General features: G+C 69.9%; 25 protein-coding genes. 15 read left to right on the forward strand and 10 right to left on the reverse strand.

Going from position 1 to position 25,645, the window contains the following annotated elements:
* The 8 genes from lysX (at position 1) to thrC (ending at position 7,601) form a co-directional block, all read left to right on the forward strand.
* Complete coding sequence (lysX, locus tag G9C83_RS01295; protein ID WP_167244321.1) at positions 1-867, forward strand: lysine biosynthesis protein LysX; 867 nt, start codon at positions 1-3, stop codon at positions 865-867.
* Positions 867-1,934: an N-acetyl-gamma-glutamyl-phosphate reductase gene (argC, locus tag G9C83_RS01300; RefSeq protein WP_167244322.1), complete on the forward strand. Its 1,068-nt coding sequence runs from the start codon at positions 867-869 to the stop codon at positions 1,932-1,934. The genes lysX and argC overlap by 1 nt, the downstream gene beginning before the upstream one ends.
* Positions 1,931-2,767, forward strand: coding sequence for an acetylglutamate/acetylaminoadipate kinase (locus G9C83_RS01305; RefSeq protein ID WP_167244323.1), 837 nt, complete (start codon positions 1,931-1,933; stop codon positions 2,765-2,767). Before argC ends, G9C83_RS01305 begins: the two co-directional genes overlap by 4 nt.
* Positions 2,764-3,876 (forward strand): aspartate aminotransferase family protein, encoded by a 1,113-nt coding sequence (locus G9C83_RS01310; RefSeq protein WP_167244324.1) that lies wholly within the window; start codon positions 2,764-2,766, stop codon positions 3,874-3,876. The genes G9C83_RS01305 and G9C83_RS01310 overlap by 4 nt, the downstream gene beginning before the upstream one ends.
* On the forward strand, positions 3,873-4,883 hold the full coding sequence (locus tag G9C83_RS01315; protein ID WP_167244325.1) for a [LysW]-lysine hydrolase: 1,011 nt from the start codon (positions 3,873-3,875) through the stop codon (positions 4,881-4,883). Before G9C83_RS01310 ends, G9C83_RS01315 begins: the two co-directional genes overlap by 4 nt.
* Positions 4,871-5,752: an ornithine carbamoyltransferase gene (argF, locus tag G9C83_RS01320; protein ID WP_167244326.1), complete on the forward strand. Its 882-nt coding sequence runs from the start codon at positions 4,871-4,873 to the stop codon at positions 5,750-5,752. The genes G9C83_RS01315 and argF overlap by 13 nt, the downstream gene beginning before the upstream one ends.
* Positions 5,753-5,798: 46 nt before the next feature.
* A complete protein-coding gene (locus G9C83_RS01325; protein WP_167244327.1) occupies positions 5,799-6,269 on the forward strand; it encodes a hypothetical protein in 471 nt (156 codons plus the stop codon).
* An 84-nt stretch (positions 6,270-6,353) separates the two neighbouring features.
* Entirely contained in the window at positions 6,354-7,601 is a 1,248-nt protein-coding gene (gene thrC / locus G9C83_RS01330) for a threonine synthase (RefSeq protein WP_167244328.1), read from the forward strand.
* A gap of 5 nt (positions 7,602-7,606) precedes the next feature.
* On the opposite strand, the gene G9C83_RS01335 is transcribed toward thrC, so the two are convergent.
* Together G9C83_RS01335 and serA are read right to left on the reverse strand one after the other, a co-directional pair.
* Complete coding sequence (locus tag G9C83_RS01335; protein ID WP_167244329.1) at positions 7,607-8,050, reverse strand: acyl-CoA thioesterase; 444 nt, start codon at positions 8,048-8,050, stop codon at positions 7,607-7,609.
* Positions 8,051-8,081: 31 nt separating this feature from the next.
* Entirely contained in the window at positions 8,082-9,665 is a 1,584-nt protein-coding gene (serA, locus tag G9C83_RS01340; protein ID WP_167244330.1) for a phosphoglycerate dehydrogenase, read from the reverse strand.
* Between the two features lie 240 nt (positions 9,666-9,905).
* Between serA and serB the strand changes: the two genes are divergently transcribed.
* Both serB and G9C83_RS01350 read left to right on the forward strand, forming a co-directional pair.
* The gene (gene serB, locus G9C83_RS01345) at positions 9,906-10,544 is read left to right on the forward strand and encodes a phosphoserine phosphatase SerB (protein ID WP_167244331.1); all 639 of its coding nucleotides are present in this window, start codon (positions 9,906-9,908) and stop codon (positions 10,542-10,544) included.
* A gap of 247 nt (positions 10,545-10,791) precedes the next feature.
* Positions 10,792-11,316: a hypothetical protein gene (locus G9C83_RS01350; protein WP_167244332.1), complete on the forward strand. Its 525-nt coding sequence runs from the start codon at positions 10,792-10,794 to the stop codon at positions 11,314-11,316.
* Here G9C83_RS01350 and G9C83_RS01355 read toward each other — a convergent pair.
* From G9C83_RS01355 to G9C83_RS01365, 3 genes are all read right to left on the reverse strand, one after another.
* Positions 11,313-12,605 (reverse strand): O-acetylhomoserine aminocarboxypropyltransferase/cysteine synthase family protein, encoded by a 1,293-nt coding sequence (locus G9C83_RS01355; protein ID WP_167244333.1) that lies wholly within the window; start codon positions 12,603-12,605, stop codon positions 11,313-11,315. The genes G9C83_RS01350 and G9C83_RS01355 overlap by 4 nt on opposite strands.
* Positions 12,606-12,708: 103 nt before the next feature.
* Positions 12,709-13,890: a homoserine O-acetyltransferase gene (gene metX / locus G9C83_RS01360; RefSeq protein WP_167244334.1), complete on the reverse strand. Its 1,182-nt coding sequence runs from the start codon at positions 13,888-13,890 to the stop codon at positions 12,709-12,711.
* Positions 13,890-15,173, reverse strand: a complete 1,284-nt coding sequence (locus tag G9C83_RS01365) for an O-acetylhomoserine aminocarboxypropyltransferase/cysteine synthase family protein (protein ID WP_167244335.1) — start codon at positions 15,171-15,173, stop codon at positions 13,890-13,892. Before G9C83_RS01365 ends, metX begins: the two co-directional genes overlap by 1 nt.
* A gap of 144 nt (positions 15,174-15,317) precedes the next feature.
* On the opposite strand from G9C83_RS01365, the gene G9C83_RS01370 reads away from it, so the two are divergent.
* On the forward strand, positions 15,318-16,466 hold the full coding sequence (locus tag G9C83_RS01370) for an MFS transporter (RefSeq protein WP_167244336.1): 1,149 nt from the start codon (positions 15,318-15,320) through the stop codon (positions 16,464-16,466).
* A gap of 46 nt (positions 16,467-16,512) precedes the next feature.
* A complete protein-coding gene (gene ligA, locus G9C83_RS01375) occupies positions 16,513-18,648 on the forward strand; it encodes an NAD-dependent DNA ligase LigA (protein ID WP_167244337.1) in 2,136 nt (711 codons plus the stop codon).
* A gap of 96 nt (positions 18,649-18,744) precedes the next feature.
* Here the strand turns inward: ligA and G9C83_RS01380 are convergent, their stop codons facing one another.
* Positions 18,745-18,939, reverse strand: a complete 195-nt coding sequence (locus G9C83_RS01380) for a cold shock domain-containing protein (protein ID WP_167244338.1) — start codon at positions 18,937-18,939, stop codon at positions 18,745-18,747.
* A gap of 279 nt (positions 18,940-19,218) precedes the next feature.
* Positions 19,219-20,919 (reverse strand): DNA-directed DNA polymerase II small subunit, encoded by a 1,701-nt coding sequence (locus tag G9C83_RS01385; RefSeq protein WP_167244339.1) that lies wholly within the window; start codon positions 20,917-20,919, stop codon positions 19,219-19,221.
* An 84-nt stretch (positions 20,920-21,003) separates the two neighbouring features.
* On the opposite strand from G9C83_RS01385, the gene G9C83_RS01390 reads away from it, so the two are divergent.
* Positions 21,004-21,741, forward strand: coding sequence for a S26 family signal peptidase (locus G9C83_RS01390; protein ID WP_243837900.1), 738 nt, complete (start codon positions 21,004-21,006; stop codon positions 21,739-21,741).
* Between the two features lie 44 nt (positions 21,742-21,785).
* Here G9C83_RS01390 and G9C83_RS01395 read toward each other — a convergent pair whose 3' ends face one another.
* Together G9C83_RS01395 and G9C83_RS01400 are read right to left on the reverse strand one after the other, a co-directional pair.
* A complete protein-coding gene (locus tag G9C83_RS01395; protein ID WP_167244340.1) occupies positions 21,786-22,061 on the reverse strand; it encodes a hypothetical protein in 276 nt (91 codons plus the stop codon).
* Positions 22,058-22,432: a helix-turn-helix domain-containing protein gene (locus G9C83_RS01400; RefSeq protein WP_167244341.1), complete on the reverse strand. Its 375-nt coding sequence runs from the start codon at positions 22,430-22,432 to the stop codon at positions 22,058-22,060. The genes G9C83_RS01395 and G9C83_RS01400 overlap by 4 nt, the downstream gene beginning before the upstream one ends.
* 156 nt (positions 22,433-22,588) lie before the next feature.
* Here G9C83_RS01400 and G9C83_RS01405 point away from each other — a divergent pair, with 156 nt between their 5' ends.
* On the forward strand, positions 22,589-23,113 hold the full coding sequence (locus G9C83_RS01405; RefSeq protein ID WP_167244342.1) for a DoxX family protein: 525 nt from the start codon (positions 22,589-22,591) through the stop codon (positions 23,111-23,113).
* A 13-nt stretch (positions 23,114-23,126) separates the two neighbouring features.
* Entirely contained in the window at positions 23,127-23,429 is a 303-nt protein-coding gene (locus G9C83_RS01410; RefSeq protein ID WP_167244343.1) for a hypothetical protein, read from the forward strand.
* A gap of 193 nt (positions 23,430-23,622) precedes the next feature.
* Here G9C83_RS01410 and G9C83_RS01415 read toward each other — a convergent pair whose 3' ends face one another.
* Complete coding sequence (locus G9C83_RS01415; RefSeq protein WP_167244344.1) at positions 23,623-25,116, reverse strand: ORC1-type DNA replication protein; 1,494 nt, start codon at positions 25,114-25,116, stop codon at positions 23,623-23,625.
* Between the last annotated feature and the right edge of the window lie 529 nt (positions 25,117-25,645).

A 25,645-nucleotide genomic window follows, 5' to 3' on the forward strand; every position in this document is an offset into this window, starting at 1 on the left:
TTGCGCGTCGGCATCCTGTACTCCCGGATTCGGAAGGACGAGAAGCTGCTGCTCGCCGAGCTCCGCGAGCGCGGCCACGACGTCGAGAAGATCGACGTGCGCAAGCACGGCTTCGGCCTCGACGGCACCGACGCCGCTATCGAGGACTGCGACATCGTGGTCGACCGCTGCCTGGCGACCAGTCGCAGCAAGTACACCACGGAGTTCTGCGAGCACTACGGCGTCCCCGTCGTGAACAGCCCCGACACCGCGGCCGTCTGCGCGGACAAAGTGCGGACGAGTCTCGCGCTCTCGGAGGCGGGGCTCCCCACGCCCGACACCACGGTCGCGTACACCACCGAGAGCGCGCTCGACGTCGTCGAGGAGTACGGCTACCCGTGCGTGCTGAAGCCCGTCGTGGGCTCGTGGGGCCGCCTGATGGCGAAACTCGACTCGCGGAACGCCGCCGAGGCCGTCCTCGAACACAAGGCGACCCTCGGCCACTACGAGCACAAGGTGTTCTACGTCCAGGACTTCGTGGCGAAGCCGGGACGGGACATCCGCGTGGTCGCGCTCGACGGCGAGCCCGTCGCCGCGATGACGCGCTCGGGCGACCACTGGCTGACGAACGCCGCGAAGGGCGCCGAGACCGAGTCCTTCGAGGTGACCGACGAGGTCGCGGAACTCGTCGAGAAAGCCAGCGACGCGGTCGGCGGCGGCCTGCTCGGCGTCGACCTGATGGAGACCGGGGACGGCTACACCGTCCACGAGGTCAACCACACGGTCGAGTTCAAGGCGCTGAACGACGCCAGCGACGTCGACGTGCCCGCCGCGGTCGTCGACTGGCTGGAGGCGAAAGCCGAGGCCGGCGTGGAGGTGGCGCCGTAATGGCCGTCGCGGAAGCCGACGACGGCGACGAGGCGAACGCCACCGCGACAGTCGTGGGCGCGAGCGGGTTCGCGGGCGGCGAGCTCCTGCGCCTGCTCGCCGGCCACCCCGAGTTCGCGGTGGCGCAGGCGACCAGCCGCGAGTACGCGAACAAGACCGTCGGCAGCGTCCACCCGAACCTCCGCGGGCTCGATTTGCGCTTCACGGAGCCGTCGGACCTCGACTCCGTGGACGTCCTGTTCGCGGCGGCGCCCCACGGCGTCTCCATGGAGCACGTCGACGAGTGGCGCGAGGTGGCGGACACCGTCATCGACCTGAGCGCGGACTTCCGCCTCGACACCGAGGCGCAGTACGACGACTGGTACGACGGCCACAGCGCGCCCGAACACCTCGACGACGCGGTGTACGCGCTCCCGGAGCTCTCCCGCGACGACCTCTACGGCGCGGACCTGATCGCGAGCGGCGGCTGCAACGCCACCGCGACGATACTCGGCCTGCTCCCGCTCGCGGAGGCCGGCGTCCTCGACGGCGCGGACGTCGTCGTGGACGTGAAAGTCGGCTCCTCGGAGGGCGGCGCGGGCGGCGGCCCGGCGTCCTCGCACCCCGAGCGCTCGGGCGTCGTGCGCCCGTACGCGCCGACCGGCCACCGCCACGAGGCCGAAATCGAGCAGTTCCTCGGGCTCTCCGTCTCGTTCACCGCGCACGCCGTGGACATGGTCCGCGGCGCGAGCGCGACCTGCCACGTGTTCCCCGACGGCCCCGTCTCGAAGGGCGACCTCTGGGGCGCGTACCGCGAGACGTACGACGACGAGCCGTTCGTGGAGACGGTCGCGGGCGGCAGCGGCGTCTACCGCTACCCCGAGCCGAAGGCCGTCGCCGGCACGAACAAGGCCGAGGTCGGCTTCGAGCTCGACCCGGGGAACGAGCGCGTCGTGACGTTCTCGGCCATCGACAACGTGATGAAGGGCTCCGCGGGGCAGGCCGTGCACGCGGCGAACGTCGCGCTCGGCTTCGAGGAGACCGCGGGCCTCGACCAGCTCGGGTTACACCCGGTGGGAAGCCCATGACTGTAGTCGTCAAGATCGGCGGCGCGCGCGCCGTCGACCCGGAGGGCGCGGTGACGGACGTCGCGCACCTCGCGGTCAACGACGAGGACGTCGTGGTCGTCCACGGCGGGTCGACGGCGGTCGACGACGCGCTCGAACAGATGGGGAAGGAGCCGGAGTACGTGGAGACGCCGTCGGGCGTCACCGGCCGGTTCACGGACGCGGAGACGATGGACGTCTTCGAGATGGCGATGGGGAAGGTGAACACCGACCTCGTCGCGGCGTTCGAGAACGCGGGCGTGCCGGCGGTCGGCCTGAACGGCGTCGACGGGAAGCTCCTGTCGGGCCCGCGGAAGTCCGCGGTGCGCGTCGTCGAGGACGGCAAGAAGAAGATTCGCCGCGGCGAGCACTCCGGCACCATCGAGGAGGTCAACACCGACCTGCTGGAGACCCAGCTGGACGCGGGCTACGTGCCCGTGGTGTCGGTGCCGATGTTCGCGGCGGAGAGCGGCGACGCCGAGGAGTGGACGCCCGTGAACGCGGACGCGGACCGCGCGGCGGCGGCCGTCGCGGGCGCGCTCGACGCCACGCTCGTCGTGCTGACGGACGTCGAGGGCGTCTACGCGGACCCCGACGACCCGGACTCGCTCATCGACGAGGTGGTGACCCCCGCGGACCTCGACGGCGCGAAGGACGCCGCGGAGGGGTTCATGACGAAGAAGGTGATGGCGGCGACCGAAGCCCTCGAAGACGGCGCCGAAGAGGTCGTGGTGGCGGACGCGAACCGCCGCGACCCCATCGTCGCCGCGCTGGAGGGCGGGGGCACGCACTTCCGCCCGGAGGCGCTCTCATGAGCGGGTTCGTCTTCGGCGAGAAGCCCATCCAGATCGAGTCCGGCGAGGGGCCGTACGTCTACGACGACGGCGGGAACGAGTACCTCGACGTGGGCGCGTCGTACGCGTGCGCACCGGTCGGCCACTGCCACCCCGACGTGGTCGAGGCCGTCGAATCCCAGGCCAGCGACCTGCTGTTCGTGCAGGGCTCGTACCCGACCGAGACGCGGACCGCGCTGTACGACCGCCTCGGCGAGTTGGCGCCCGGCGCGATGGACAACGTCTGGCTCTGTAACTCGGGGACGGAGGCCAACGAGGCGGCGCTGAAGTTCGCGCGCCACGCGACCGGCCGCGAGAAGGTGGTCGCCGCCAAGCGCGCGTTCCACGGCCGCACGCTCGGGTCGCTGGCGGCGACGTGGAAGCAGAAGTACCGCGAGGGGTTCGCGGTCCCCGACAACGTCGAGTTCGTCGACTACGGGGACAGCGAGGCGCTCGCCGACGCCGTCGACGAGGAGACGGCCGCGGTCCTGCTGGAACCGGTGCAGGGCGAGGGCGGCGTCCACCCCGCGCCAGAGGGCTACCTGCAGGCCGCCCGGGACGCCTGCGACGACGCGGGCGCGGCGCTGGTCTTCGACGAGATTCAGACCGGGCTCGGACGCACGGGCACGCTGTGGGCGTGCGAGCAGGCGGGCGTCGTGCCGGACGCGCTCACCGTCGCGAAGGGGCTGGGCAGCGGCCTCCCCGTCGGCGCGACGCTGGTCGCGGACTGGCTCGCCGAGGACAGCGGCGACCACGGCTCGACGTTCTCCGGCGGGCCCGTGCCCTGTGCCGCGGCGCTCGCGACACTCGACGTGCTGGAGGACGACGACCTCGCGGCGAACGCGGCGAGCGTCGGCGGCTACCTCCAGGAACAGCTCGCGGAGCTCCCCGTTCGGGACGTCCGCGGCGAGGGGCTCATGATCGGCGTCGAGGTGAAACGGGGGGCGAACCGGGCGCTGAAGTCGCTGGCGCTGAACCACGGGATTCTCGCGCTCCCCGCCGGGCGGACCGTAGTGCGGCTCTTACCGCCGCTAACCGTCACCGAGTCACACGCCGACCGCGTGGTCGACGCGCTCGCCGAGGAGCTATGACGCCACGGGAGCTCCTCGAAGCGCTCGTCTCGACCCCCTCCGTTTCGGGTGCGGAATCCGAGGCCGCGGCCGTGCTCGTGGACTACTTCGAGGCCCACGGGCGCGAGGCGCGGATTGACGACGCCGGCAACGTCCGCGCGCCCGGCGACGACAGCGTGCTCCTCACGAGCCACGTCGACACTGTCCCCGGACACGTCGGCGTGCGCGTCGAGGACGGCGAACTCTGGGGACGCGGCAGCGTCGACGCGACCGGGCCGCTGGCCGCGATGGCCGCGGCGAGCGTCGAGACCGGCGCGTCGTTCGCGGGCGTCGTCGAGGAGGAGACGACCTCGGCGGGCGCGCGCCACCTCGTCGAGGATCGCGCGGAGCCCGACGCCGTCGTGAACGGCGAGCCCTCTGGCTGGGACGCGCTCACGCTGGGCTACCGCGGGCTGGCGTCCGCGACCTACGAGGTCGCCACCGAGAGCGGGCACTCCTCGCGCCCGGAGCCGAACGCCGTCCAGCTCGCGACCGCGTGGACCGAGCGCGTGCAGGCGGCGTTCCCCGACGACGAGACCGTCTTCGAGTCGGTGACCGTCAAGCCCGTCTCCTTCGACGGCGGGCTCGCCGAGGACGGCCAGGCGGTCGAGGCGACCGTCGACGTGCAGTTCCGCCTGCCGCCGGGCACCACCGCTGAAGACGTCCGCGAGACGGTCGCGGACTGCACGACCGAAGGGTCGGTCACGTGGACGGAGTCGATTCCGCCCGTGATGTCGAGTCCCCGTACCTCCGTCGCGGGCGCGCTCCGCGCGGGCATCCGCGAGGCGGGCGGCGACCCGACGCACCTCCGGAAGACCGGCACGAGCGACGCGAACATCTACGCCGGCGCGTGGGACTGCCCGGTGGCCACGTACGGCCCCGGGGACTCCGCGTTCGACCACGCGCCCGACGAACGCATCGACCTCGCCGCGTTCGACCGCGGCGTCGACGTACTCACCACCGCAGCAGACAGGCTATGCACTTCCTGACAATCGACGACCTCACGACGGAGCAGTTGGCCGGCGTCGTTGACGACGCGGCCGCGTTGAAGCGCGCGCAAGCCGACGGCATGCCCCACGAGGCCCTCCCCGGGCGCTCGCTGGCGATGCTGTTCGAGAAGCCCTCGACGCGAACCCGGGTGAGCTTCGAGGTGGGGATGACCCAGCTCGGCGGCCACGGGGTCTTCCTCGGTGACGACGACATCCAGCTCGGCCGCGGGGAGCCCGTCGCGGACACCGCTCGCGCGCTCGGCCGGTACGTCGACGCGGTGATGGCGCGGGTCTTCGACCACGGCGACCTCGAAGAGATCGCCGCGCACGCCGACACTCCGGTCGTGAACGGCCTCACTGACGACGCCCACCCGTGTCAGGCGCTCGCGGACCTCCTGACGCTCCGCGAGGTCGTCGGGGACTCGGGGACGGTGGCGTGGGTCGGCGACGGCAACAACGTCGCGGCGTCGTTCACGGTCGGCGCCGCGATGATGGGCTACGACGTCAACGTCGCCACGCCCGCCGGGTACGCGCTCGACGACTCCGTGATCGCGCGCACCGAGGAGCACGGCGACGTGACCGTAACCACGGACCCGGAGGCCGCCGTCGAGGACGCCGAGGTCGTCTACACGGACGTCTGGGTGAGCATGGGTCAGGAGGACGAGCGCGAGCAGCGCCTCGACGCCTTCGAGGGGTTCCAGGTGGACGAGGGCCTGCTCGGGGACGCCGCCTTCATGCACTGCCTGCCCGCGAACCGCGGCGAGGAGGTCACGGCGGACGTCATCGACGGCGAGCAGTCCGTGGTCTGGCAGCAGGCCGAGAACCGCCTGCACGCCCAGAAGGCGCTGCTCGTCGAGCTCGTGGACTGAGCCCGTCGCGACCGGGCTTTATTGTCGCTGCCGTGCAACGTCCGGTATGACCCTCGACGTCTCCATCCCCGACTCGCCGGACCTCTCGAACCGCGGCGCACCCGAGGAGTTCGAGTGGACCGAGGACACGGGCGGCGCGGAGGACTTCCGCCGCGAGGACATCGAAGCCCTCCTCGAGGAGGGCGCGTGGGCGGAGGGGTTCAACGAGTGGGCGGAGTACACGAGCATGAGCGAACAGCAGGTCCGGGCCGTCGACGACCTCGGCCTGTTCCAGGACTTCGACTTCTACTGGGACCCCACGCAGGACCGCCTGCGCGCGGACCCCCCGGAGCTACCCGAGGACTGGCGCGATCGGGACGCCACGGCGTCCTGGAACTCCAGTACGGTCGCCGCCGTCGAGTCCGAGCTACAGGACCTCGGCGACGTCGTCTACGAGGCCCTCGAGGACTACCTCGAGGACGACGACGTCTCCGAGCACTACTGGAGCGACCGGGACTACGGCGACCGCGGGGAGTGACCGAGACGAGCGTCCGAGCGCGACGCCGAGGCAAGTTCGGTAGAGACCACCCGCTTCTTGTACCGCGAGCCCCGAGTTCGAGGCATGACTGACCTCTCACTTGGCGGCCCGACGCCGGACGTCGCCGACGACGGCGTCTGGCTGGCGTGCGTCGAGTGCGGCGCGACCCTCGCGCCGTTCGACGACGTGGTGTACGAGTGCCCCGACTGCGGCGGCCTGCTGGAAGCCCGCTACGCCGAGTACCCGACGTTCGACGACTTCTCCGGGGCCGGCGTCTGGCGGTACGCCGCCGGCCTGCCGTTCGAGGAGGGCGTCACGATTCGAGAAGGGAACACACCGCTGTACGACGTGCCCGAAATCGAGGCCGAAGCGGGGGTCGCGGACCTCCGCGTGAAACACGAGGGCGCGAACCCGACGGGCAGCTTCAAGGACCGCGGGATGACCGTCGGCGTCAAAGTCGCCGACCGGCTCGGCGTCGACCGGCTGGCGTGCGCCTCGACGGGGAACACGTCCGCGGCGCTGGCGGCGTACGGCGCTCGCGCGAACACGCCCGTGCTCGTGCTCCTCCCGGCCGGGAAGGTCGCCGCCGGGAAGGTCGCACAGGCGGCGCTGCACGGCGCGCGCATCTGCGAGGTGGACGGCAACTTCGACGACTGCCTCGACGTCGTCGCGGAGCTCGCGGACCGCGGGGAGGCGTACCTCCTGAACAGCCTGAACCCGTTCCGCCTGGAGGGCCAGAAGACCATCGGCCTCGAAATCTTAGAGCAGTCCCGGGACGCCCACGGCCACCTCCCGGACCGCATCGTGCTCCCGGTCGGGAACGCGGGGAACACGGCGGCGCTGTACAAGTGCTTCCGCGAGCTCGTCGCGGCGGGCGAGCTCGACGAGTCCGAGATGCCGAAGCTCACGGGCGTGCAGGCCGAGGGCGCCGCGCCGATGGTCGAGGCCGTCGAGCAGGGCCGGGACTACGTCGAGCGCTGGGACGACGTCGAGACCCGGGCGACCGCCATCCGTATCGGGAACCCCGTGAACGCGCCGAAGGCGCTGCCCGGCATCTACGACACGGACGGGACGGCGGTCGCCGTCTCCGACGAGAAGATCACCGAGGCCCAGCGGATGCTCGCGGAGGACGGCGTCGGCGTCGAGCCGGCGTCCGCGGCGAGCGTCGCGGGCCTCCTGAAGCTCCGCGAGGCGGGCGAAATCGACGCCGACGAGCGCGTCGTCTGCCTCACCACCGGCCACCTCCTGAAGGACCCCGAGGCGGCCGCTGCGGCCGGCGGCGATCCGACGCCCGTGCCCGCGGACGCCGACGGCGTACTGGACGCGCTGTAACCGCCTCAGTCGCCGCCCTCGCTGGCGAGCGCCTCCTGCCTGAGCCGCTGGTCGCGCTCGGTCTCGACGTCGAGGTCGGGGACCGTCGTGGGCTGCATCTCCTCGTCGACGGCGACGAACACGAAGTGCGAGCTCGTCGTCTGCTCGACGTCGCTGCTCCGCGGGTCCTCGCGGTACGCGCGCAGCCGGACGCGCACGCTGCTCGTGCCGGCGGCGTACGCGTACGAGTCGATGACGCAGATGTCGCCCTGCGGAATCGGGCGTTCGAAGTCGAGGCCGCTGATGCGCGCGGTGACACAGGTCGTCCCCGCGAGCCGCATCGCTGACATCGCGCCGACCTCGTCCATCCACTTCACGACGTTGCCGCCGTGGGCGGACCCGTAGTTGTTCGTGTCGTCGGGCTGGACGCGCACGCGGTTCTCGATGTACGTGTCGGAGACGCTGGGCACACCGGGAGAACGGCCGCCGGCCGGAAAAGCGCTAGTCGCCGTTGAGCTCGATAGCCTGGACGTCGATGATGCGGTCGTCGGAGAGCAGCTCCTCGACGACGTCCTTGGAGACGGTGGAGTCGAGGTTGTAGACGGTGAGCGCCTCGCCGCCGATGGTCTCGCGGGCGTTGAACATCCCCGCGATGTTGACGTCGGCGTCCCCGAGCACGGTGCCGATGAAGCCGATGACGCCGGGTTCGTCCTCGTTGCGCGCGGCGAGCATGTGGCCGTGCGGGACGGCGTCGACGCGGTAGCCGTCGATCTTCACGAGCCGCGGGTCGTCGCCCGCGAACAGCGTCCCGGAGACGGTGAGCTCGTCGTCGCGCCCGCCGACGGTGACGGAGACGAGGCTCTGGAAGTCCTCGCTCTGGCGGGATTTGGACTCCGTGACGTCGATGCCGCGCTCCTCGGCGACCCGGGGGGCGTTGACGGCGTTGACCTGCCACTCCAGGGGCTCGAAGACGCCCTTCTGGGCGCTCGCCGTGACGAGGTCGAGGTCCTCCTCGGCGATGTCGCCCTCGTAGCTGACTTCGACGCGCTCGATGCGACCGTCGAACAGCTGCGCGGCGACCTTCCCCGCGGTCTCGGCGAGCCCGATGTACGGCTCGATGCGGCCGAACGCGCTCTCGTCGACGCTCGGCGCGTTCAGCGCGTTCAGCACGGGCTCGTCGTCGAACGCCGCGACGACCTGGTCGGCGGTGGACGTGGCGACGTGCTCCTGGGCGGCCTGCGTGGACGCGCCGAGGTGCGGCGTGACCGTGATGTCCTCGACGTCCAGCAGCGGCGAGTCCTCGGGCAGCGGCTCCTCCGCGAACACGTCGAGGGCGGCGCCCGCGAGCACGTCGTCTTCGACGGCTTCGACGAGTGCGTCCTCGTCGACGACGCCGCCGCGCGCGACGTTCACGACGTAGCCGCCCTCGAGCTGCGCGAACTCCTCCTCGCCGAGCAGCCCCTCGGTCTCGTCGGTGAGCGGGACGTGGACGGTGACGAAGTCCGCGCGCTCGATGCACTCCTCGAACTCCACGAGGTCGGCGCCGAGCTGTTCGGCGCGCTCCTCGCCGATGTAGGGGTCGTAGGCGACGAGGTCCATGCCGAGGCCGCCGAGGCGCTTGGCGACCTCCTGGCCGACGCGGCCGAGGCCGACGACGCCGAGGGTCTTCCCGTTGAGTTCGGTGCCGAGGTAGTCGCCTTTCGCCCACTCGCCGTCCTTGAGGCGGGCGTGGGCCTGCGGGATGGAGCGCGCGGCGGCGAACGACATCGCGACGCTGTGCTCGGCGGCCGCGCGGACGTTCCCCTCGGGGGCGTTCGCGACGATGACGCCGTGGTCGGTGGCGGCGTCGATGTCGATGTTGTCGACGCCGATGCCCGCGCGCCCGACGATGACGAGCTCGGGCGCGGCGTCGAACACTTCCTCGGTGACTTCCGTGCCGGAACGGACGATGAGGCCGTGGGCGTCGCTGACGGCGTCGAGGAGCGCGTCGCCCTCCACGTCGTAGGCGGTCTCGACGTCGTGGCCCGCGTCGCGGAGCCGGTCGAGGCCGGCGTCCGCGATGGGGTCCGTGACGAGTACCTTCATGAGAAGTCGGTTGGTTCACTCGCGGATAAGCGTTTCCGCACGCACACGAATTGTCAGTGTGGTACACCGCACCAGAATATCCACGAACGCGTAATTTTCAGCGGTCGGTTCGGGGCGTCTACCCACGCCCGCGTCCGAATCCGGCGGTACTTGCCGGCCCCGGGTGGTCGAATCGAGCAGTCTCGCCAACGTCTGCCCGAGCAGCGACGCTTTTCCCTGCCCGCCGTCTACGCCGCGGTGATGACGCTCGTCGCGTTCGACTTCGACGGCACGCTCGCGGACTCGGAGATGATGGACCGCCTCGCCGCCCGGCACGGCGTCGGCGACGAGGTCGCGGACATCACCGAGCGCGCGATGCGCGGTGAACTGTCCTACGCCGAGAGCCTCCGGGAGCGCGCCAGTCTCGTCACCGGGCTCGCGTCCGAAGACGCCGCAGACGTCTACGACGGCGTCCGCCTGCGCGACGGCGCGGGCGACCTCCTGCGGAAGCTCGCGGACGACGGCGTGCGCGTCGTCGTGCTCACGGGCGGGTTCGGGCGCGGCGTCGAGGCAGCCCTCGACGCCGCGGACGTGACCGTCGACCGCGTCGTCTCGAACCGCCTGCCGGAGGCCGACGGCGAGCTCACGGGCGACGTGGACGGCCCGCTCATCGAGGGGACGAAAGACGACGCGCTCGTCGACGTCTGCAAGGACTACGGCGTCGACGTCGGCGAGTCGATCGCGGTCGGAGACGGGGCCAACGACGCGCCGATGCTCGCCGAGGCCGGTCTCGGCGTCGGCTTCCAGCCCAAGCCCGGCGTCGAGGAGCACTGCGACACGGTCGTGGAGTCGATGAGCGAACTGGAGGCGCTGCTGCGCGAGCGCTCGGTCCTCGAATAAGGGTGTAGCCCGCGGTGCGCGGGCGGGGTTCCGTGTTCCAGCGTGTGACGAGAAATCCCGCGGGGGTGGAGCCGCGGGGATTCCCGGGTCGGGCGGCCAGGGCACACTGAGCGGTACCGACCCGGGCGGCTACCGCTACACCCCTCGAACCCTTGCTTAATTGGTCGTTAACGTCGGTTTCCTCACGTGAATCGGGGCGTCGCAGCCAGCGGAAGGTTGATTGCGCGAACCTGCAAACGGGGGCGTAGTGGCCGACGACCCAGACCTCCTCGAAGCGGACATCCACGACGTCCTGCGGAACGACCGCCGTCGGATGGTCCTCGAACTGCTCGGCGAGGCCGACGAGCCGGTGACCGCGCGGGAGCTCTCGGAGGCCATCGCCGCCCGCGAGACCGGCGAGGACCCGCCGCCGCGGGACGTCAGGCAGAGCGTCTACATCTCCCTCCAGCAGACCCACCTGCCGAAGCTCTCGAAGCTCGGCATCGTCGCCTACGACGAGCAGACGAAGGACGTCCGGCCCGCGGAGAACGCCCCCGAAGTCGGCGTCTACATGGAAGTCGTCCCGAAGTACGGGCTCTCGTACGCCGAGTACACCGCGGGCCTCGCGGTCCTCGGCGCGCTCCTCGTCGTCGCGGCGGAAGCCGGTGTGCCGCTGTTGAGCGCGGTTGACGCGAGCTGGTGGGCCGTCGCCGTGTTCGCCGTGCTCGTCGTCTCGGCGGCCTACCACACGTACGGCCGCCGGAGCTCGCTCGTCCACCGGCTGCGGGACTAGTTCGACGCTTCCTCGATCGCGGCTTCGAGGTCCGCGACCACGTCCGCGGGGTCCTCGATGCCGACGCTCAGCCGCACGAGGTCGTCGCGGACGCCCGCGGCCTCTTTCTCCTCGTCGGTGAGCTGCTGGTGGGTGGTGCTCGCGGGGTGGATGACGAGCGTCTTCGCGTCCCCGACGTTCGCCAGCAGGCTCGCGAGGTCGGTGTTCTCGGTGGTCTCTTTGGCGGCCTCGTAGCCGCCCTCGAGGCCGAACGTGATCATGCCGCCGTAGCCGCCGTCGAGGTACTCAGTCGCGTTGTCGTGGGTCGGGTGGTCGTCCAGACCCGGATACGTGACCCACGCGACGTCCTCGTGGTCGACGAGGTACTCGGCGACCTTCTGGGCGTTCTCGCAGTGTTTCTCCATGCGCAGCGGCAGCGACTCCAGCTTCTCGAGGGTCTGCCACGCGTCGAACGGCGACTGCTGGTTCCCGAGGTCGCGCAGGCCGCGCGCGATGGCGGCGTACGTGAACGCCGCGTCGCCGAACGCCTCCGAGAAGTTCACGCCGTGGTACGCGGGGTTGTCCTGACCGATCTCGGGGTACTTCTCCGCGTGTTCGGCCCAGTCGAAGTTCCCGCCGTCGACGAGCGCGCCGCCGACCGTGGTGCCGGCGCCGTGAATCCACTTCGTGGTGGAGTGCCAGACGATGTCCGCGCCGTGCTCGATGGGGTTGCAGAGGTACGGCGTCGCGAACGTGTTGTCGACGATGAGCGGGACGCCCGCCTCGTCCGTGATTTCGCCGAGGCGCTCGAAGTCCGGCGTCGTGAGGCTGGGGTTGCCGATGGTCTCGACGAGTACGTACGCGGTGTCCTCGTCGATGGCCTCCTCGTAGGCGTCGTAGTCGAGCGCGTCGACGAACTTCGTGGAGATGCCGCGGCGCTCGACGCTGTGCGTGAGGTACGTGTACGTGCCGCCGTAGAGGTCGCTGGACGCGACGACGTTGTCGCCGGCGCTCGCGAGCACGAACGTCGCGAGGTCGAGGCTCGCCATCCCGGAGGCCGTCGCGACCGCGCCGACACCGCCTTCGAGCGCGGCGAGGCGCTCCTGGAGCGTCTCCACCGTGGGGTTCATCAGCCGCGAGTAGATGTAGCCCGGCTTCTCCAGGGCGAACTGCGCGGCGGCGTCGTCGCTGTCCTCGAAGACGTACGACGTGGTCTGGTAGATGGGCGGGGCGCGCGCCCCCGTCTCGCCGACTTCCTGTCCCGCGTGGACGCTGTTCGTGTCGAAACCGTAGTCGTCTCCGTCTGCCATGGGCGTACACTCTCCCCCCGAGTGGTTAAGACGAGGGGGCGTCTGCAGGTACTGCCGACGGCGGTGACGCACTCGCGAGGCGGAGTCCCGCAGTAGGACCGCGCTACCCGGAGAAGAGGCTGTTGTGGACGGGGGCGTACAGCGTCCGGCGGTCGTCGTCGTGGTCGACGGTGTCGGTGACGGCGCGGCCGGCGACGCCGTTCGCCAGGAAGTCGCGGACCGGCGGGCCGACGGACTCGGGTTCGACGAGGAACGCGTCGTGGCCGTGGTCGGACTCGACGACGTGGTGGGAGACGGGGACGTCCTGCGAGCGGAACGCCTCGGCGACCGTCTCGCTCTGCTCGACGGTGAAGTGCCAGTCGCCCGTGAACGACAGCAACAGCGCCTCGCCGGCGAACGCGCCGATCGCGCCGGCGTCGGAGTCGTAGCCCTCCGAGAGGTCGTAGTCGTCCATCGCCCGGGTGAGGTAGAGGTAGCTGTTCGCGTCGAAGCGGTCGGTGAACTTCCCGGCCTGGTAGTCGAGGTACGACTCGACGTCCCGGTACGGGAAGAACGCGCCCGCCTCGTCCACGGGGAACGCCTCTGTGCCGGCGTCCCGACCCGCGGTGCGGCGGCCGAACTTCTGCTCCATGGAGGGCTTCGAGAGGTACATCAGGTGACCGAGCTGTCGGGCGATCGAGAGCCCCTGCTCGGGGAACTCGCCGCCGTAGTAGTCGCCGTTGTTCCAGTTCGGGTCGCCGCGGATGGCGCGCCGCGCGACCGCGTTCAGGCCCAGACACTGCGCGTCGAGGCGGGGCGCGGCGGCGATGGCGGCGACGCGGCGGGCGTCGTCGGGGTACTGGCGCGCCCAGTCGAGGGCGTTCATGCCGCCCACACTGCCGCCGAGGACAGCGTGGAGGCGGCCGACGCCGAGGTCGTCGAGGAGGCGGCGCTGGCTGCGCGTCCAGTCGCCGACCGTCACGGGCGGGAAGTCGGTGCCCCACGGCTCGCCGTCCGGGCCCTCGCTGGCGGGGCCGTCCGTGCCGTAACACGACCCGGGGACGTTCGCGCAGACGACGTAGTACTCGTTCGTGTCGATGGCCTTCCCGGGGCCGACGACGTCGTGCCACCAGCCGCGTCCCTGGCCGTCGCCGCGGCCGCGGACGTGCTGGCTCCCGGTGAGCGCGTGACAGACCAGGACGGCGTTGTCGCCCGTGAACTCGCCGTACGTCTCGTACGCGACAGTGAAGTCTTCGATGGTCTGCCCGCTCTCGAACTCGAACTCGTCGAACGTGGTCTCGGGCATCAGTGCGCCTCCCCGAGCGCGCGCTCGAAGTCCGCGAGCACGTCCTCGGTGTCCTCGATGCCGACGGAGACGCGAATCATGTCGGGGCGGACGCCGGCCGCGCGCTGCTCGTCCTCGGAGAGCTGGGCGTGCGTGGTGCTCGCGGGGTGGATGACGAGCGTCTTCGCGTCCCCGACGTTCGCCGCGAACGACGCGAGCTCGACGCCCTCGCAGACGGCCTTCGCGGCGTCGAAACCGCCCTCGGGGCCGAACGTGAGCATCCCGCCGTACCCGTCATTCAGATATTCGCTCGCAGCATCGTGCGTGGGGTGGTCGTCGTGCCCGGGGTAGGAGACCCACGCGACGTCCGGGTGGTCCGCGAGGAAGTCGGCGAGCGCGGCGGCGTTCTCGCAGTGGCGGTCCATCCGCAACGGGAGGGTCTCGACGCCCTGCATCGTCTGCCACGCGTCGAAGGGGCCCTGCCCGGTGCCGGTGGCGCGGACGGCGCGCTGGCGGACGGCCGCGGCGAGCGCGCGGTCGCCGAAGCGCTCCGTGAAGTCGAAGCCGTACGCGGGGTTCTCGCCCGACAGCTCGGGGAAGTCGGCGTCCGCGTGGTCCCACGGGAACGTCCCGCCGTCCACGACGACGCCGCCCAGCGTGGTGCCGGCGCCGTGGAGCCACTTCGTGGTGGACTCCCAGACGACGTCCGCGCCGTGCTCGATGGGCCGGCAGAGGTGCGGGGTGGCGAATGTGTTGTCCACGACGAGCGGGACGGCGTGGTCGTGGGCGACGTCCGCGATGGCTTCGAAGTCGGGCGTGACGAGCGACGGGTTCGCGATGGTCTCGACGTGGACGAACGCGGTGTCCTCGTCGATTGCGTCCTCGACCGCTGCGGGGTCGAGGGCGTCGACGGTCCGGGTGTCGACGCCGCGCTTGCCCGCGATGTGCGAGAAGTACGTGCCGGTGCCGCCGTACATGTCCTCGCTGGCGACGACGTTCCGGCCGGCTTCCGCGAGGACGGTGGTGATGCCGTCGATGGCGCCCATGCCGGCGTTCGTGGCGACGGCGCCGACGCCGCCCTCGAGGCTGGCGAGGCGGTCCTCCAGCGTCGAGACGGTGGGGTTGGAGATGCGCGAGTAGACGTCGGCCTCCGACTCCAGGGCGTACCTGTCGGCCGCGTCGTCGGCGTCGGGGAAGACGTACGACGTGGTCTGGTAGATGGGCGGGGCGCGCGCCCCTGTCTCGTCGGGGTCCTGTCCCGCGTGGACGCTGCGGGTGTGGCGCCCGCCGCTCGCGTCGGTCATGTATCGAAGTAATATAGCTCGAATAGAATATGCGTGCCAGTTACGGCAACGCTTGCCCCTGCCGGTCGCATCGGCGGACGGCGCGACTCCGGCGACCGCGTCGCGTTCCGGCGCGTTCATGACGGGCCGCCGTCAACGCCCGGTATGGTCCGACGCGAACGCGCGGCGCTCGCGAGCGTCGTGTTCGCGGTGCTGTTCGCGCAAGTCCTCCTCTACCCCGGCGTCGAGACGCTCGCCGAGACGTTCGGCGCCGCCGACCCCGCGACAGGTAGCCGGTGGTTCCTCGCCGCCGAGTTCGCCGCGTTCGTCGCGTTCGCCGGCGTCTGGGGCGTCGCCAGCGACCGCGCCGGCCGCCGCGTCCCGTTCATCGCCGCGGGCGCGTTCGGCGGCAGCCTCGGGTACGCCGCGCTCGTCGTCCTCGACGTCGAGTTCGGCGTCGCGCTCGCGCTCCGCGTCCTCCAGGGCGCCGCCACCATCGGCGCGTTCTCCCTCTCGATGACGATGCTGATGGACCTCTCGCCCGACCACGGCAAGGACATGGGCGCCGCCGGCATCGCCATCGGGTCCGGCACCGCGCTCGGCGCGCCCGTCGGCGGCCGGCTCACCGAACTCGACCCCATGCTCCCGCTCGTCGCCGGCGGCGTCGCGCTCGCCGTCGCCGGCGTCGCCGCGCTCTTCGTCCCCGACCGCGCCCCCGGCGGCCACGGCGACTCTCTCCGGGAGGGGCTGCGCGTGCTCTCCGAGCGCCCCGAACTCGGCGTCCCGTTCGCGTTCGGGTTCATCGACCGCTTCACCGCCGGCTTCTTCGCGCTCGTCGGCACGCTGTACTTCGGGAACGTCTTCGGCCTCGACCCCGGCGCGGTCGGCCTCACGCTCGCGCTGTTCTTCGCGCCGTTCGCGCTCCTCCAGTACCCCTTCGGCCGGCTCTCCGACCGCGTCGGCCGCACGGTCCCCATCGCCGCCGGCTCCGCGACCTACGGCCTCGTCGTCGTCGGCATCGGCCTCGCGCCCCACGTCCGCCTCGCGCAGGGCGGCATGGTCCTCGTCGGCGTCCTCGGCGCGCTCATGTCCCCCGCGACGATGGCGCTCGTCACCGACCTCGCGGGCGACGACGAGCGCGGCGTCAGCATGGCCGGCTTCAACGCCGCCGGCTCGCTGGGCTTTCTGACCGGGATTGTGGGCGGCGGCTGGGTCGCCGAGCAGTACGACTTCACCACCGCGTTCGTGCTCGCGGGCGGTGCCGAACTCGCGCTCGCGGCGCTCGCGCTCCCCGCGCTCCTCCGGCTCGACTAGACCTGCCCCCCAACCGCTTACCACCCGGGGACGCGTACGCCGCCACATGGCAGACGCGGACGCCCTCGACGACGCGCCCGACGACAATCCCTACGTGTGCGACCCGGACGTGGACTTCGCACCCGTAGCGGACCTCGACGCCGAGTACGCGGAGCGACAGGCGAGGCTGCTCCGGGAGGCCGTCCGCTACCACGACTACCGGTACTACGTCGAGAACGACCCCGTGGTCTCGGACTACGCCTACGACCGGCTGTTCGAGCGCCTCCAAGAACTGGAGGGGGAGTTCGGCCTCCAGACCGAGGACAGCCCGACGCGGCGCGTCGGCGGCGAGCCGCTCAAAGAGCTCGGCACCGTCGAGCACGTCGCGCCGATGCTGTCCATCGACTCAAGCGGCGACGAGGCCGACGTCCGGGAGTTCGCAGAGCGCGTCCAGCGCGAGGTCGGGGCGACGCAGTTCGTCTGCGAGCCGAAGTTCGACGGGCTCTCCGTGGAAGTGGTCTACGAGGACGGCCGGTACGTGCGCGCGGCGACCCGCGGCGACGGCGAGACCGGCGAGGACGTCACGGAGAACGTCCGCACCATCGAGAGCGTCCCGCAGCGCCTGCGCGGCGACCCGCCCGAATTCCTGGTCGTCCGCGGCGAGGTGTACATCCCCCGCGAGGCGTTCCAGGCGTACAACGCCGAGCGCGTCGAGCGCGGCGACGAGCCGTTCGCGAACCCGCGGAACGCCGCCGCCGGCACGCTGCGCCAACTCGACCCGAGAATCACCGCAGAGCGCCCGCTTGACTGCTTCTTCTACGAGGTGCTGGCCGCGGGTGAGTCCGAGGAGGCCGTGGACGCGGACGCCTCCCGCGGCGGCCTCGACGCCGGCATCGAGACCCACTGGGCGGAACACGAGACGCTCCCCGAGTGGGGGCTGAAGGTCAACGAGCGCAGCGAGCGCGTCGAGAGCATCGAGGACGCAATCGCGTACCGGCACGCGCTCGGCGAGGACCGCGAGGAACTAGACTACGAGATCGACGGCGTCGTCCTGAAAGTCGACGACCGGCGGGCGTGCGCGGAACTCGGCGTCACGGCCAGACACTACCGCTGGGCGTTCGCGTACAAGTTCCCGCCGCGCGCGGAGGTCACACGGGTCACGGACGTCGTCGTGCAGGTCGGGCGGACCGGCCGGCTCACACCGGTCGCGCTGCTCGAACCCGTCGAGGTCGGCGGCGTCACGGTGTCGCGCGCGAGCCTCCACAATCAGGAGGAGATAGCCGCGAAGGGCGTCGGCGTCGGCGACGAGGTGCGCGTCCAGCGCGCCGGCGACGTCATCCCGTACGTCGAGGAGGTCGTCGAATCGCACTCCGAGGGCCACTTCGAGATGCCCGAGGAGTGCCCGCGCTGCGGGAGCGACGTGGAGTACGACGGCCCCATCGCGTTCTGCACGGGCGGGCTGGCGTGTCCCGCCCAGTTGGTGCGCGCGGTCGGCTACTTCGCGGACGTGCTCGACGTCGAGGGCATCGGCGAGGAGGCCGCCCGGCAGCTCGTGACGGAGGGACTCGTCGAGAACGACGTCGCGGACCTCTACGACCTCTCGGTCGACGAACTCGCGGAACTGGAGGGGTGGGGCGAGCGCAGCGCCGAGAACGTCCGCGCGGAACTGGCGGACGCCCGCCACCCGCCGCTGGGCGAGTTCCTCGCGGCCATCGGCATCCCCGAGGTCGGACCGACGGTGGCGCGCGACCTCGCCGCGGAGTTCGGGGCGCTGGACGCACTGCTGAACGCCGACGAGACCGACCTGCAGGAAGTGTCGGGCGTCGGTGAGGTCGTCGCCGAGCACGTCCGGGAGTTCCTCGGTAACGAGCGCAACCGCCGCGTCATCGAACGCCTGCGCGACGAGGACCGCCTCGGCGAGCCGCAGTCCCCCGAGGACGTCGGCGGCGACGAGCTCGCGGACCTCACGGTGGTGTTCACGGGCAGCGTCGAAGGGTGGACGCGCGGCGACCTCCAGGATCTCGTGGAGCGCCACGGCGCCGACGCCACCTCTTCGGTCTCCGGGAACACCGACTACCTCGTCGTCGGCGAGAACCCGGGTACGAGCAAGCGCGGCGACGCCGACGAGCACGACGTGCCGGAGCTCTCGCCCGGGGAGTTCTTCGAGCTGCTGGACGAGCGCGGGGTCGACGCCGAACAGTAGCGCCGTCGCTGTCGCGTAAAATACAGCCGCTCCGCGGGCGCGTCGCTACGCGCGAGGAAAACGGGAAAATACCGCCGTTAGTTCAGAGATCCGGAGTTACGCGCGAATAACGTTCTTCGCGCGGGGACCCTTGGGAGCCTGTTCGATGTCGAATTCGAGTTCGGTCCCCTCGGTGAGGTCCTCGCCGCCCACGTCTTCCATGTGGAAGAACACGTCGTCGTCCTCGTCCTCAGTCGCGATGAAACCGTAGCCGCCAGTCTGGTTGAAGAAGTCAACCTTGCCTTCTGCCATTACAACCATAGAGAGGGGCGGCACACGTATAACCATTCCGAGAGGAGCGCTAACACGGTTTCGGCCGGCCGAGCGTCCGAAATCCGCCCGCTATAGGGAAGTAGACGGCGACAAGCATCCGCGGTCCGAGCGTTCGCAAGAGCGAAGCTCTTGCGCAGCCCCTCAGAACGCGGAGCGTTCTGAGGACGGTCCGAAGGTCCCGCTGACCGTGCGAACGGCGCTATGCGCCGTGAGCAGACGGGGCGCGCCGAAGGCGCGCCCCCGCAGCGTAAAAAGTGCTTACGCGAATTTGCGGACCGTCACGTCGAGCGTGTCGAGGTCGAGAATCGGAGCGGTGGCGACGTCGGGGTCGATGTTGACGGATTTCTGGAATTCGGTCTGGTGCTGCCAGCAGCCCGAGTTCACGAGGCGGACGTTGTGGTAGCCGCCGACGCCGAGTTTGTGGACGTGGCCGGTGTGGAAGACGTCGGGGGCGTCGTCGACGACGAGGTAGTCCTCTTTCTCGGGGGCGAGGCGGGTGCGGCCGCCGAACTGCGGGGCGACGTGGCGTTTCTTGAGGAGTTGCTCCATCGCCTTGTGGGGGGCGTCGTAGGAGACGGCTTCGTCGGGGTTCTCGGCGATGATTTCGTCGATCGAGACGCCGTGGTACATGAGGATGTCGACGCCTTCGAGGGTGACCGTGGAGGGGTTGCCCGTGAAGCGGGCGTCGTGGGCGCTCATGATCGACCGGAGCTCCTCGTCGAAGGCGGGCTGGGGTTCGGCGAGGCGGACGGCGTCGTGGTTCCCGGGGATCATCACGATGTCGAGGTCGCCGGGGATGTCCTTGAGGTGCTCCGCGAACGTCTCGTACTGCTCGTAGATGTCGACGATGTCGAGTTCCTCGTCCTGGTCGGGGTAGACGCCGACGCCTTCGACCATGTCGCCCGCGACGAGGAGGTACTCGACGGCTTCGGCTTCCTCGGTGTGGAGCCAGTCGGCGAACGCGTCCCAGGCGTCGGCGGCGAACTCCTGGCTGCCGACGTGGACGTCGGAGACGAGCGCGGCCTGCACGTGGCGGTCCGCGGTGGACGGCCGGTGCGTGCGCGGGATGTCCGGGAAGTGGAGGTCGTCCGCGAACAGGATGCCGCCGTCGTCGGAGATGGTCCCCTCGACGGCGATGACCTCGTCCGTGAGCAGTTCGTCGACGTGGGCGGCGATCTCGCGGTCTTTCATCACGAGCGTCGGGAAGACGCCGTTCGTGTCCTCGACCTCGACGAGCCAGTGGCCGCTGGCGGTCGACCGGATGTCGTTGACCATGCCGACGACCGCGGCCTCGCTGCCGCCGGGCATCGAGTCGAGGGCGTCCGTCGGCCGGTGGTTGACGCGCCCGCGGAGCTTCTTCGAGAGGCGGTCGTAGCGGTCGCGGAACGTCGCGACGAAGTCCGCGTACTCCCCCGTTCCGGTGGACTCGCCGGTGACGTCGCCCTCGATTTCGACGCTCCGCTGGTCCGTGTCGCGGTCGGCGCTTCGGCTCCCGTTGGCGTCGCTGTCCGAAGCGGTCGAGCCGGTATCTTCGCCAGCCGTCTCTACCCCCTTCGTTTCGACTGGAGACGTCGTTCGTTTCGTCTGTATCTCATCGTCTCCGCCTCCAGACGAAGAGGGGGTCTGTCCGGGGTCCGGCGGGGTCGATTCCGTGGACGTCGGTGGGTCCGGTTCGGCCGTCTTCGCGGCTGCCGCAGTCCCGCCGTCGGTCGCGTCCTCGCTCGGTGCGTCGGCGGGCGTACCGTTCTCGGTCGGCGGTTCGTCGTCGCTATCGTCGAGGACGCCGCGGACGTGCTCGGTGGTCAGCGTCAGGGCGTCGTCGGGCGCGGTGTCGACCGCGCGCTCGACCGCCGCGGTCGGGTCGGGAGCGCCCGCGAGCAGCGTCACGGCCTCGCGCTCCGCGTTGTACCCCCGGCTGGTGAGCTCGCGGACGACCCGGACCGGGGGTTCTCGTGGCACACCACGTCCGCACGCCGAGCGCGAGCAAAAACGTGGCGGTCCGGAGGGGAAAGTTGAAACGCGGGAGCGTCGAAGTCCGAGTAGATGACCAACGGCGACGACGTGCCCGACCCGCGGGGCGGCCCGCGGGACGCGGTCGTCTGGTTCCTCCGCACCGACAACGGCGCCGTGCTGTTCGTCCGCGAGGCCGGCAGCAGCGCGCTCACCGTCGCCATGGTCGGCCTGCTGCTGTTCGCGGTCAGCGGCGTCTGGCCGCCGCTGGTCGCCGTCGAGAGCGGCAGCATGCAGCCGAACATGGAGCGCGGCGACCTCGTCTTCGTCATGGAAGAGCAGCGGTTCGCCCCCGAGTACGCGACCGGGGACACCGGCGTCGTCACGCGAGAAGTGGCCGCCGAGCACGACTACCGGCAGTTCGGCGGGACCGGGGACGTCGTCGTCTACCAGCCGTACGGCAGCGCCGCCCAGACGCCCGTGATACACCGCGTGCACTTCTGGGTCGAGGACGGCGAGAACTGGTACTCGAAGGCCGACCCCGAGTACGTCGACGCCGACGGCTGCGAGGAGCTCCGGAACTGCCCCGCTCCCCACGCCGGCTTCATCACGAAGGGCGACAACGCCGTCACGAACGACTACTACGACCAGACGCGAGGCATCTCCAGTCCCGTCAAGCCAGCGTGGGTGAAGGGGACCGCGGAGTACCGCATCCCGTACCTCGGCTGGGTGCGGCTGACGTTCGCCGGCACGGCGACGCCTGTCTCCGCTGTCGAGGGGTCGAGTGCGTCGACGAACGGGACGAGCGCCGCGCTGTCACCGGTCACGTAGCCGAGTTCTCAGGGTTTCTCTCGCGTGCGCGCCCGGATGTGGCATCAGTCCACGTACAGCGAGTAGACGATGACCGCGAAGCCGACGGCCGTCAGCGCGCTCTCGGTCAGCACCGCGAGCGTCTGGTCGACCGCCAGCAGCTGATCGGCGATGCCCGCGAGCAGCGCGCCGAACGTCACGAACCCGAAGCCGATGGCCAGCGACCGGAGCGCCGGCGACCCGGTGCGCTGCCAGGCCTTCCCGGCGAAGTACGTGACCGCGCCGCCGAGCAGCAGGGTGACTGTCTTCAACGCGACGACGACTACCGTGATGTCTATCATGTTTCCTTGCTCACCTCCGCCCAGAGCGTCTCGAGGCGCTCGTCAGTCGACTCTGCCGGCCGCGTGACGCCGACGTCGAGCTTTCGCTCCTCGTCCAGTTGGATGACGACCTCCTCGAAGACGAGGTCGTACTCCGTCGTGTGGTGGCCGTCCGGCTGGAGGACCGCCCGCTCCTCCAGGAGGGCGGCGTCCGTGAGGAGTTCGAGCTTCCGGTAGGTCGTGGACAGCGGGATGTCGCACTCGTCGGAGAGGTCCTTCGCGGTCTTCGAGTCGTCGAGCGCCTCGATGATGCGTCTGCATCCCTCGTCGTCCAGGGCGTCGAGGACGGCCTGGAGTTCGGGCGCGTCGTCTGTCCCGAGCGGAGCACGCATCACACCACTCTCGGAGGTACGGAGAGTTAACTGGTGGTCTCGTTTTCAGTTCCCGGGAACGTCGTTCTCAGAATCTGGGAACGTATTCCACGCGGCTGGAATCGCGGGGCGGGTTATAGTCGTCGAGCGGCTACCTCCACACGTGAGGTGATGGGAATGTCATACGACGCGGCAACCCCCTTGAGGAACGAAGTCAGCTTCGAACTCTCGGGGCCGTGGGCGGCGTACTGGGTCGCGATGCTCCGCGTAATCACGGGGTGGTGGTTCTTCCACTCCGGGCTCGGGAAGCTGCTGGACAGCGGGCTGAGTTACTCGTACGGGGCGGTGTACCTGCAGGGGATGGACGGCACGGTGCTCGGCCCGGTGGCGACGTGGATGGGGTCGACGTTCCCGACGCTCATCGGGGCGCTGGTTCCCCTCGGCGAGACGGCCATCGGCCTCGGGCTCATGTTCGGCGTGCTCGTCAGGCTCGCGTCGTTCTTCGGCGTGTTCTTCATGAGCCTGTTCTGGGTCGGGAACGCCGGATTCGGCCACGGGCTCGTCAACAGCGACCTGATGGGGCTGCTGCTGTTCGTGACGATGATCGTGTTGGCCGCGGGTCGCTACTACGGCCTCGACGCCATCATCGAGCGCACCGAATTCGTCCAGAACCGACCGCGGCTCAAGTACCTACTCGGCTAGGAGGTGACAGAACATGCAATCCAACGACGTCGACCTCGTGGACAGACTGGCGATGGCGCTCAGCGCCGCGTTACTGCTGGGCGGTATCGTCGTGGCCGGACTGATAGAGACGCTCACTGGCGTCCCGCGCGGTGCGGCGCCCGTGACGAACGACGCGGGCGAGGTGATCGCGACGCCGACGATCGACCCGAACGTCCGGGTCGCGCTCGTCGTCGGCGCCATCCTCGTGCTGCTCGCGTACGCGCTCTACCGCGTCGCCGTCCCGCACGTCGGCGCGACGGGCACCGGCGAAGCGACGACTGAAGCGCGCGCGTAACCACCGACCACTCGTTCGGCGGTCGCGACCCGTTTCAGCGGGCACGGTCCGACTGAATCGCGCAGTGAACGAGAAGTCACCTTTTGTACGGGAGTGTTTCGAGTGGACGGGTAGCTGTACGCTGTAGGCGTCTGTCGACGAGAAACGAAGGGGGTCGATGGAGCGAGTGCGAGTCGCCGCGGAGTGACGGCGCTCAGTTGTCGAAGCGCGCCTGCACGAACGGCGTGACGTTCTCGATGTCGCTGAGCCGGGAGTCGGCTTCGAGGACGGCCTCGGTCTCCTCGACGGGGACGGACAGCGAGATCTCCTTCGTGCGGCCGTACCGGCCCTTCGAGACGACGACCGCGTTCACGATGCCGAGCATGTCGAGCTCGCTGATGAGGTCAGTGACCCGGCGCTGCGTGAGGACGTCGGCGTCGAGCTCGTCGCAGAGCGTCTTGTAGATGTTGTACACCTCGCCTGTGTTCACGTTGTGGACGCCGTTGTCCTCCAGCAGGAGGATGGCGTACAGCACGAGCTTGCTCTGCGTCGGGAGCGTGCGCACGACCTCGACGACGCGGTCGAGTTCGATTTTGTCCTGCGCGCGCCGGACGTGCTCCTCGGTCACGCCGTCGGACTGGTCGCGCTCCGCGAGCTCCCCGGCAGTCCGCAGCAGGTCGAGCGCGCGGCGCGCGTCCCCGTGCTCCTGGGCGGCGAACGCCGCGCACAGCGGGATGACGTCCTCGGAGAGCGCGTTCTGTTTGAACGCGACGTCCGAGCGGTGCTGGAGGATGTCTCGGAGCTGGTTGGCGTCGTACGGCGGGAAGACGATCTCCTCCTCGCCGAGACTGGACTTGACGCGCGGGTCGAGGAAGTCGGTGAACTTCAGGTCGTTGCTGATGCCGATGATGGACACCCGGGAGTTCTCCAGCTCGGAGTTCATCCGGGAGAGGTTGTAGAGGGTGTCGTCGCCGGACTTCTCGACGAGCTTGTCAATCTCGTCGAGCATGATGACCGCGACGCGCTCGACGTAGTCGACGGCCTCGAAGAAGCGCGCGTACACGCGGTCGGTCGGCCACCCCGTCATCGGGACGTCCTCCATCTCGGATTTCTCCTGGAGGAGCTCCTCGATGTAGTCGTCGACGGCCTCCGGGGAGTCGAAGTCGAGGTGGTCGTCGTTCTCGTCGTCGGCTTCGAGGACGCTCGGGTCGTCCTCGGCGGCCTCGCGGAGGTCCTGGAGTTCTTCGACGCGGCTGTCGACGAAGGTGCGGTTCTGCTCGATGAACGTGTTCGCGAGCTGCGCGAGCACCCGGTACTGGGTGTCCGTGACCTCGCAGTTGATGTACTCGACCTCGCAGGGGACGCTGTACTTCTGGGAGGTCTTCTCGAGCTCCTGGCTGACGAACTTCGCGCTCGCGGTCTTCCCGGTCCCGGTCTTCCCGTAGATGAGGATGTTCGACGGCGTCTCGCCGCGGAGCGCCGCCACGAGAATCGTCGCCATGTTGTTGATCTGGTCTTTCCGGTGCGGGAGTTCGTGGGGTGTGTACGACGGCCGCAGCACCTCCTTGTTCTCGAAGATGGGTTCGCCGCTGAGCAGGTCGTCGAAGAGGCCCTCGTCGCCCTCGTCGTCCTCGAGGACGTCGTCGAGGTCCACCTCGAAGTCCCGGTCGGCGGTGCGCCGGCCGTCCGTCGTCGGTTCGTCTGTCATGGTTTGCGGTCCCCTTCGTTTCGAGTGGAGAGCGCCGCGCGGAGAGAGAGAGCCACAGACCGGCGCGAACGGGGCGTTCGAGGCGGTTCAGTGACCGGGCGCTCCAGTTGATGCAGATGAACCAATGGAAACGAGAGTGACTAATAAGTTTCGATGGGGGAGGAGCATCGGCGAACTACCGTCGCGGTTGCTTCCCTATTGACCTCATTCGTGTACGTCGGAAATCCATCGATCTGTCTCCTCGATCCAACTAGAGTGAGAGTGACCTAGAGTAGAGTTTGTTTGCGCACGCGAGGGTTTCGACTGGAAGCTCGGGACCGTTTCTCGAGGTGTTGTTTGCGAGAGAACCGCGAGAAGATAGGAGTGAGGTGTCTGATAGGAGGAGGTGGCTCGCGCCGATGTGGAGCTGATGAGACAGTACTTCGAGAGAGACGTCGAGTTCGGATTCGACCCGGAGGGCTGGAGGCGGGCCCAGGTGCGGTTGAAGAGACGGGGTTCGAACGCGTCGAGATCGAGGAGCGGGTGAATC

It is taken from the genome of Halobacterium sp. R2-5, from assembly GCF_011734195.1.
Lineage (GTDB): Archaea > Halobacteriota > Halobacteria > Halobacteriales > Halobacteriaceae > Halobacterium.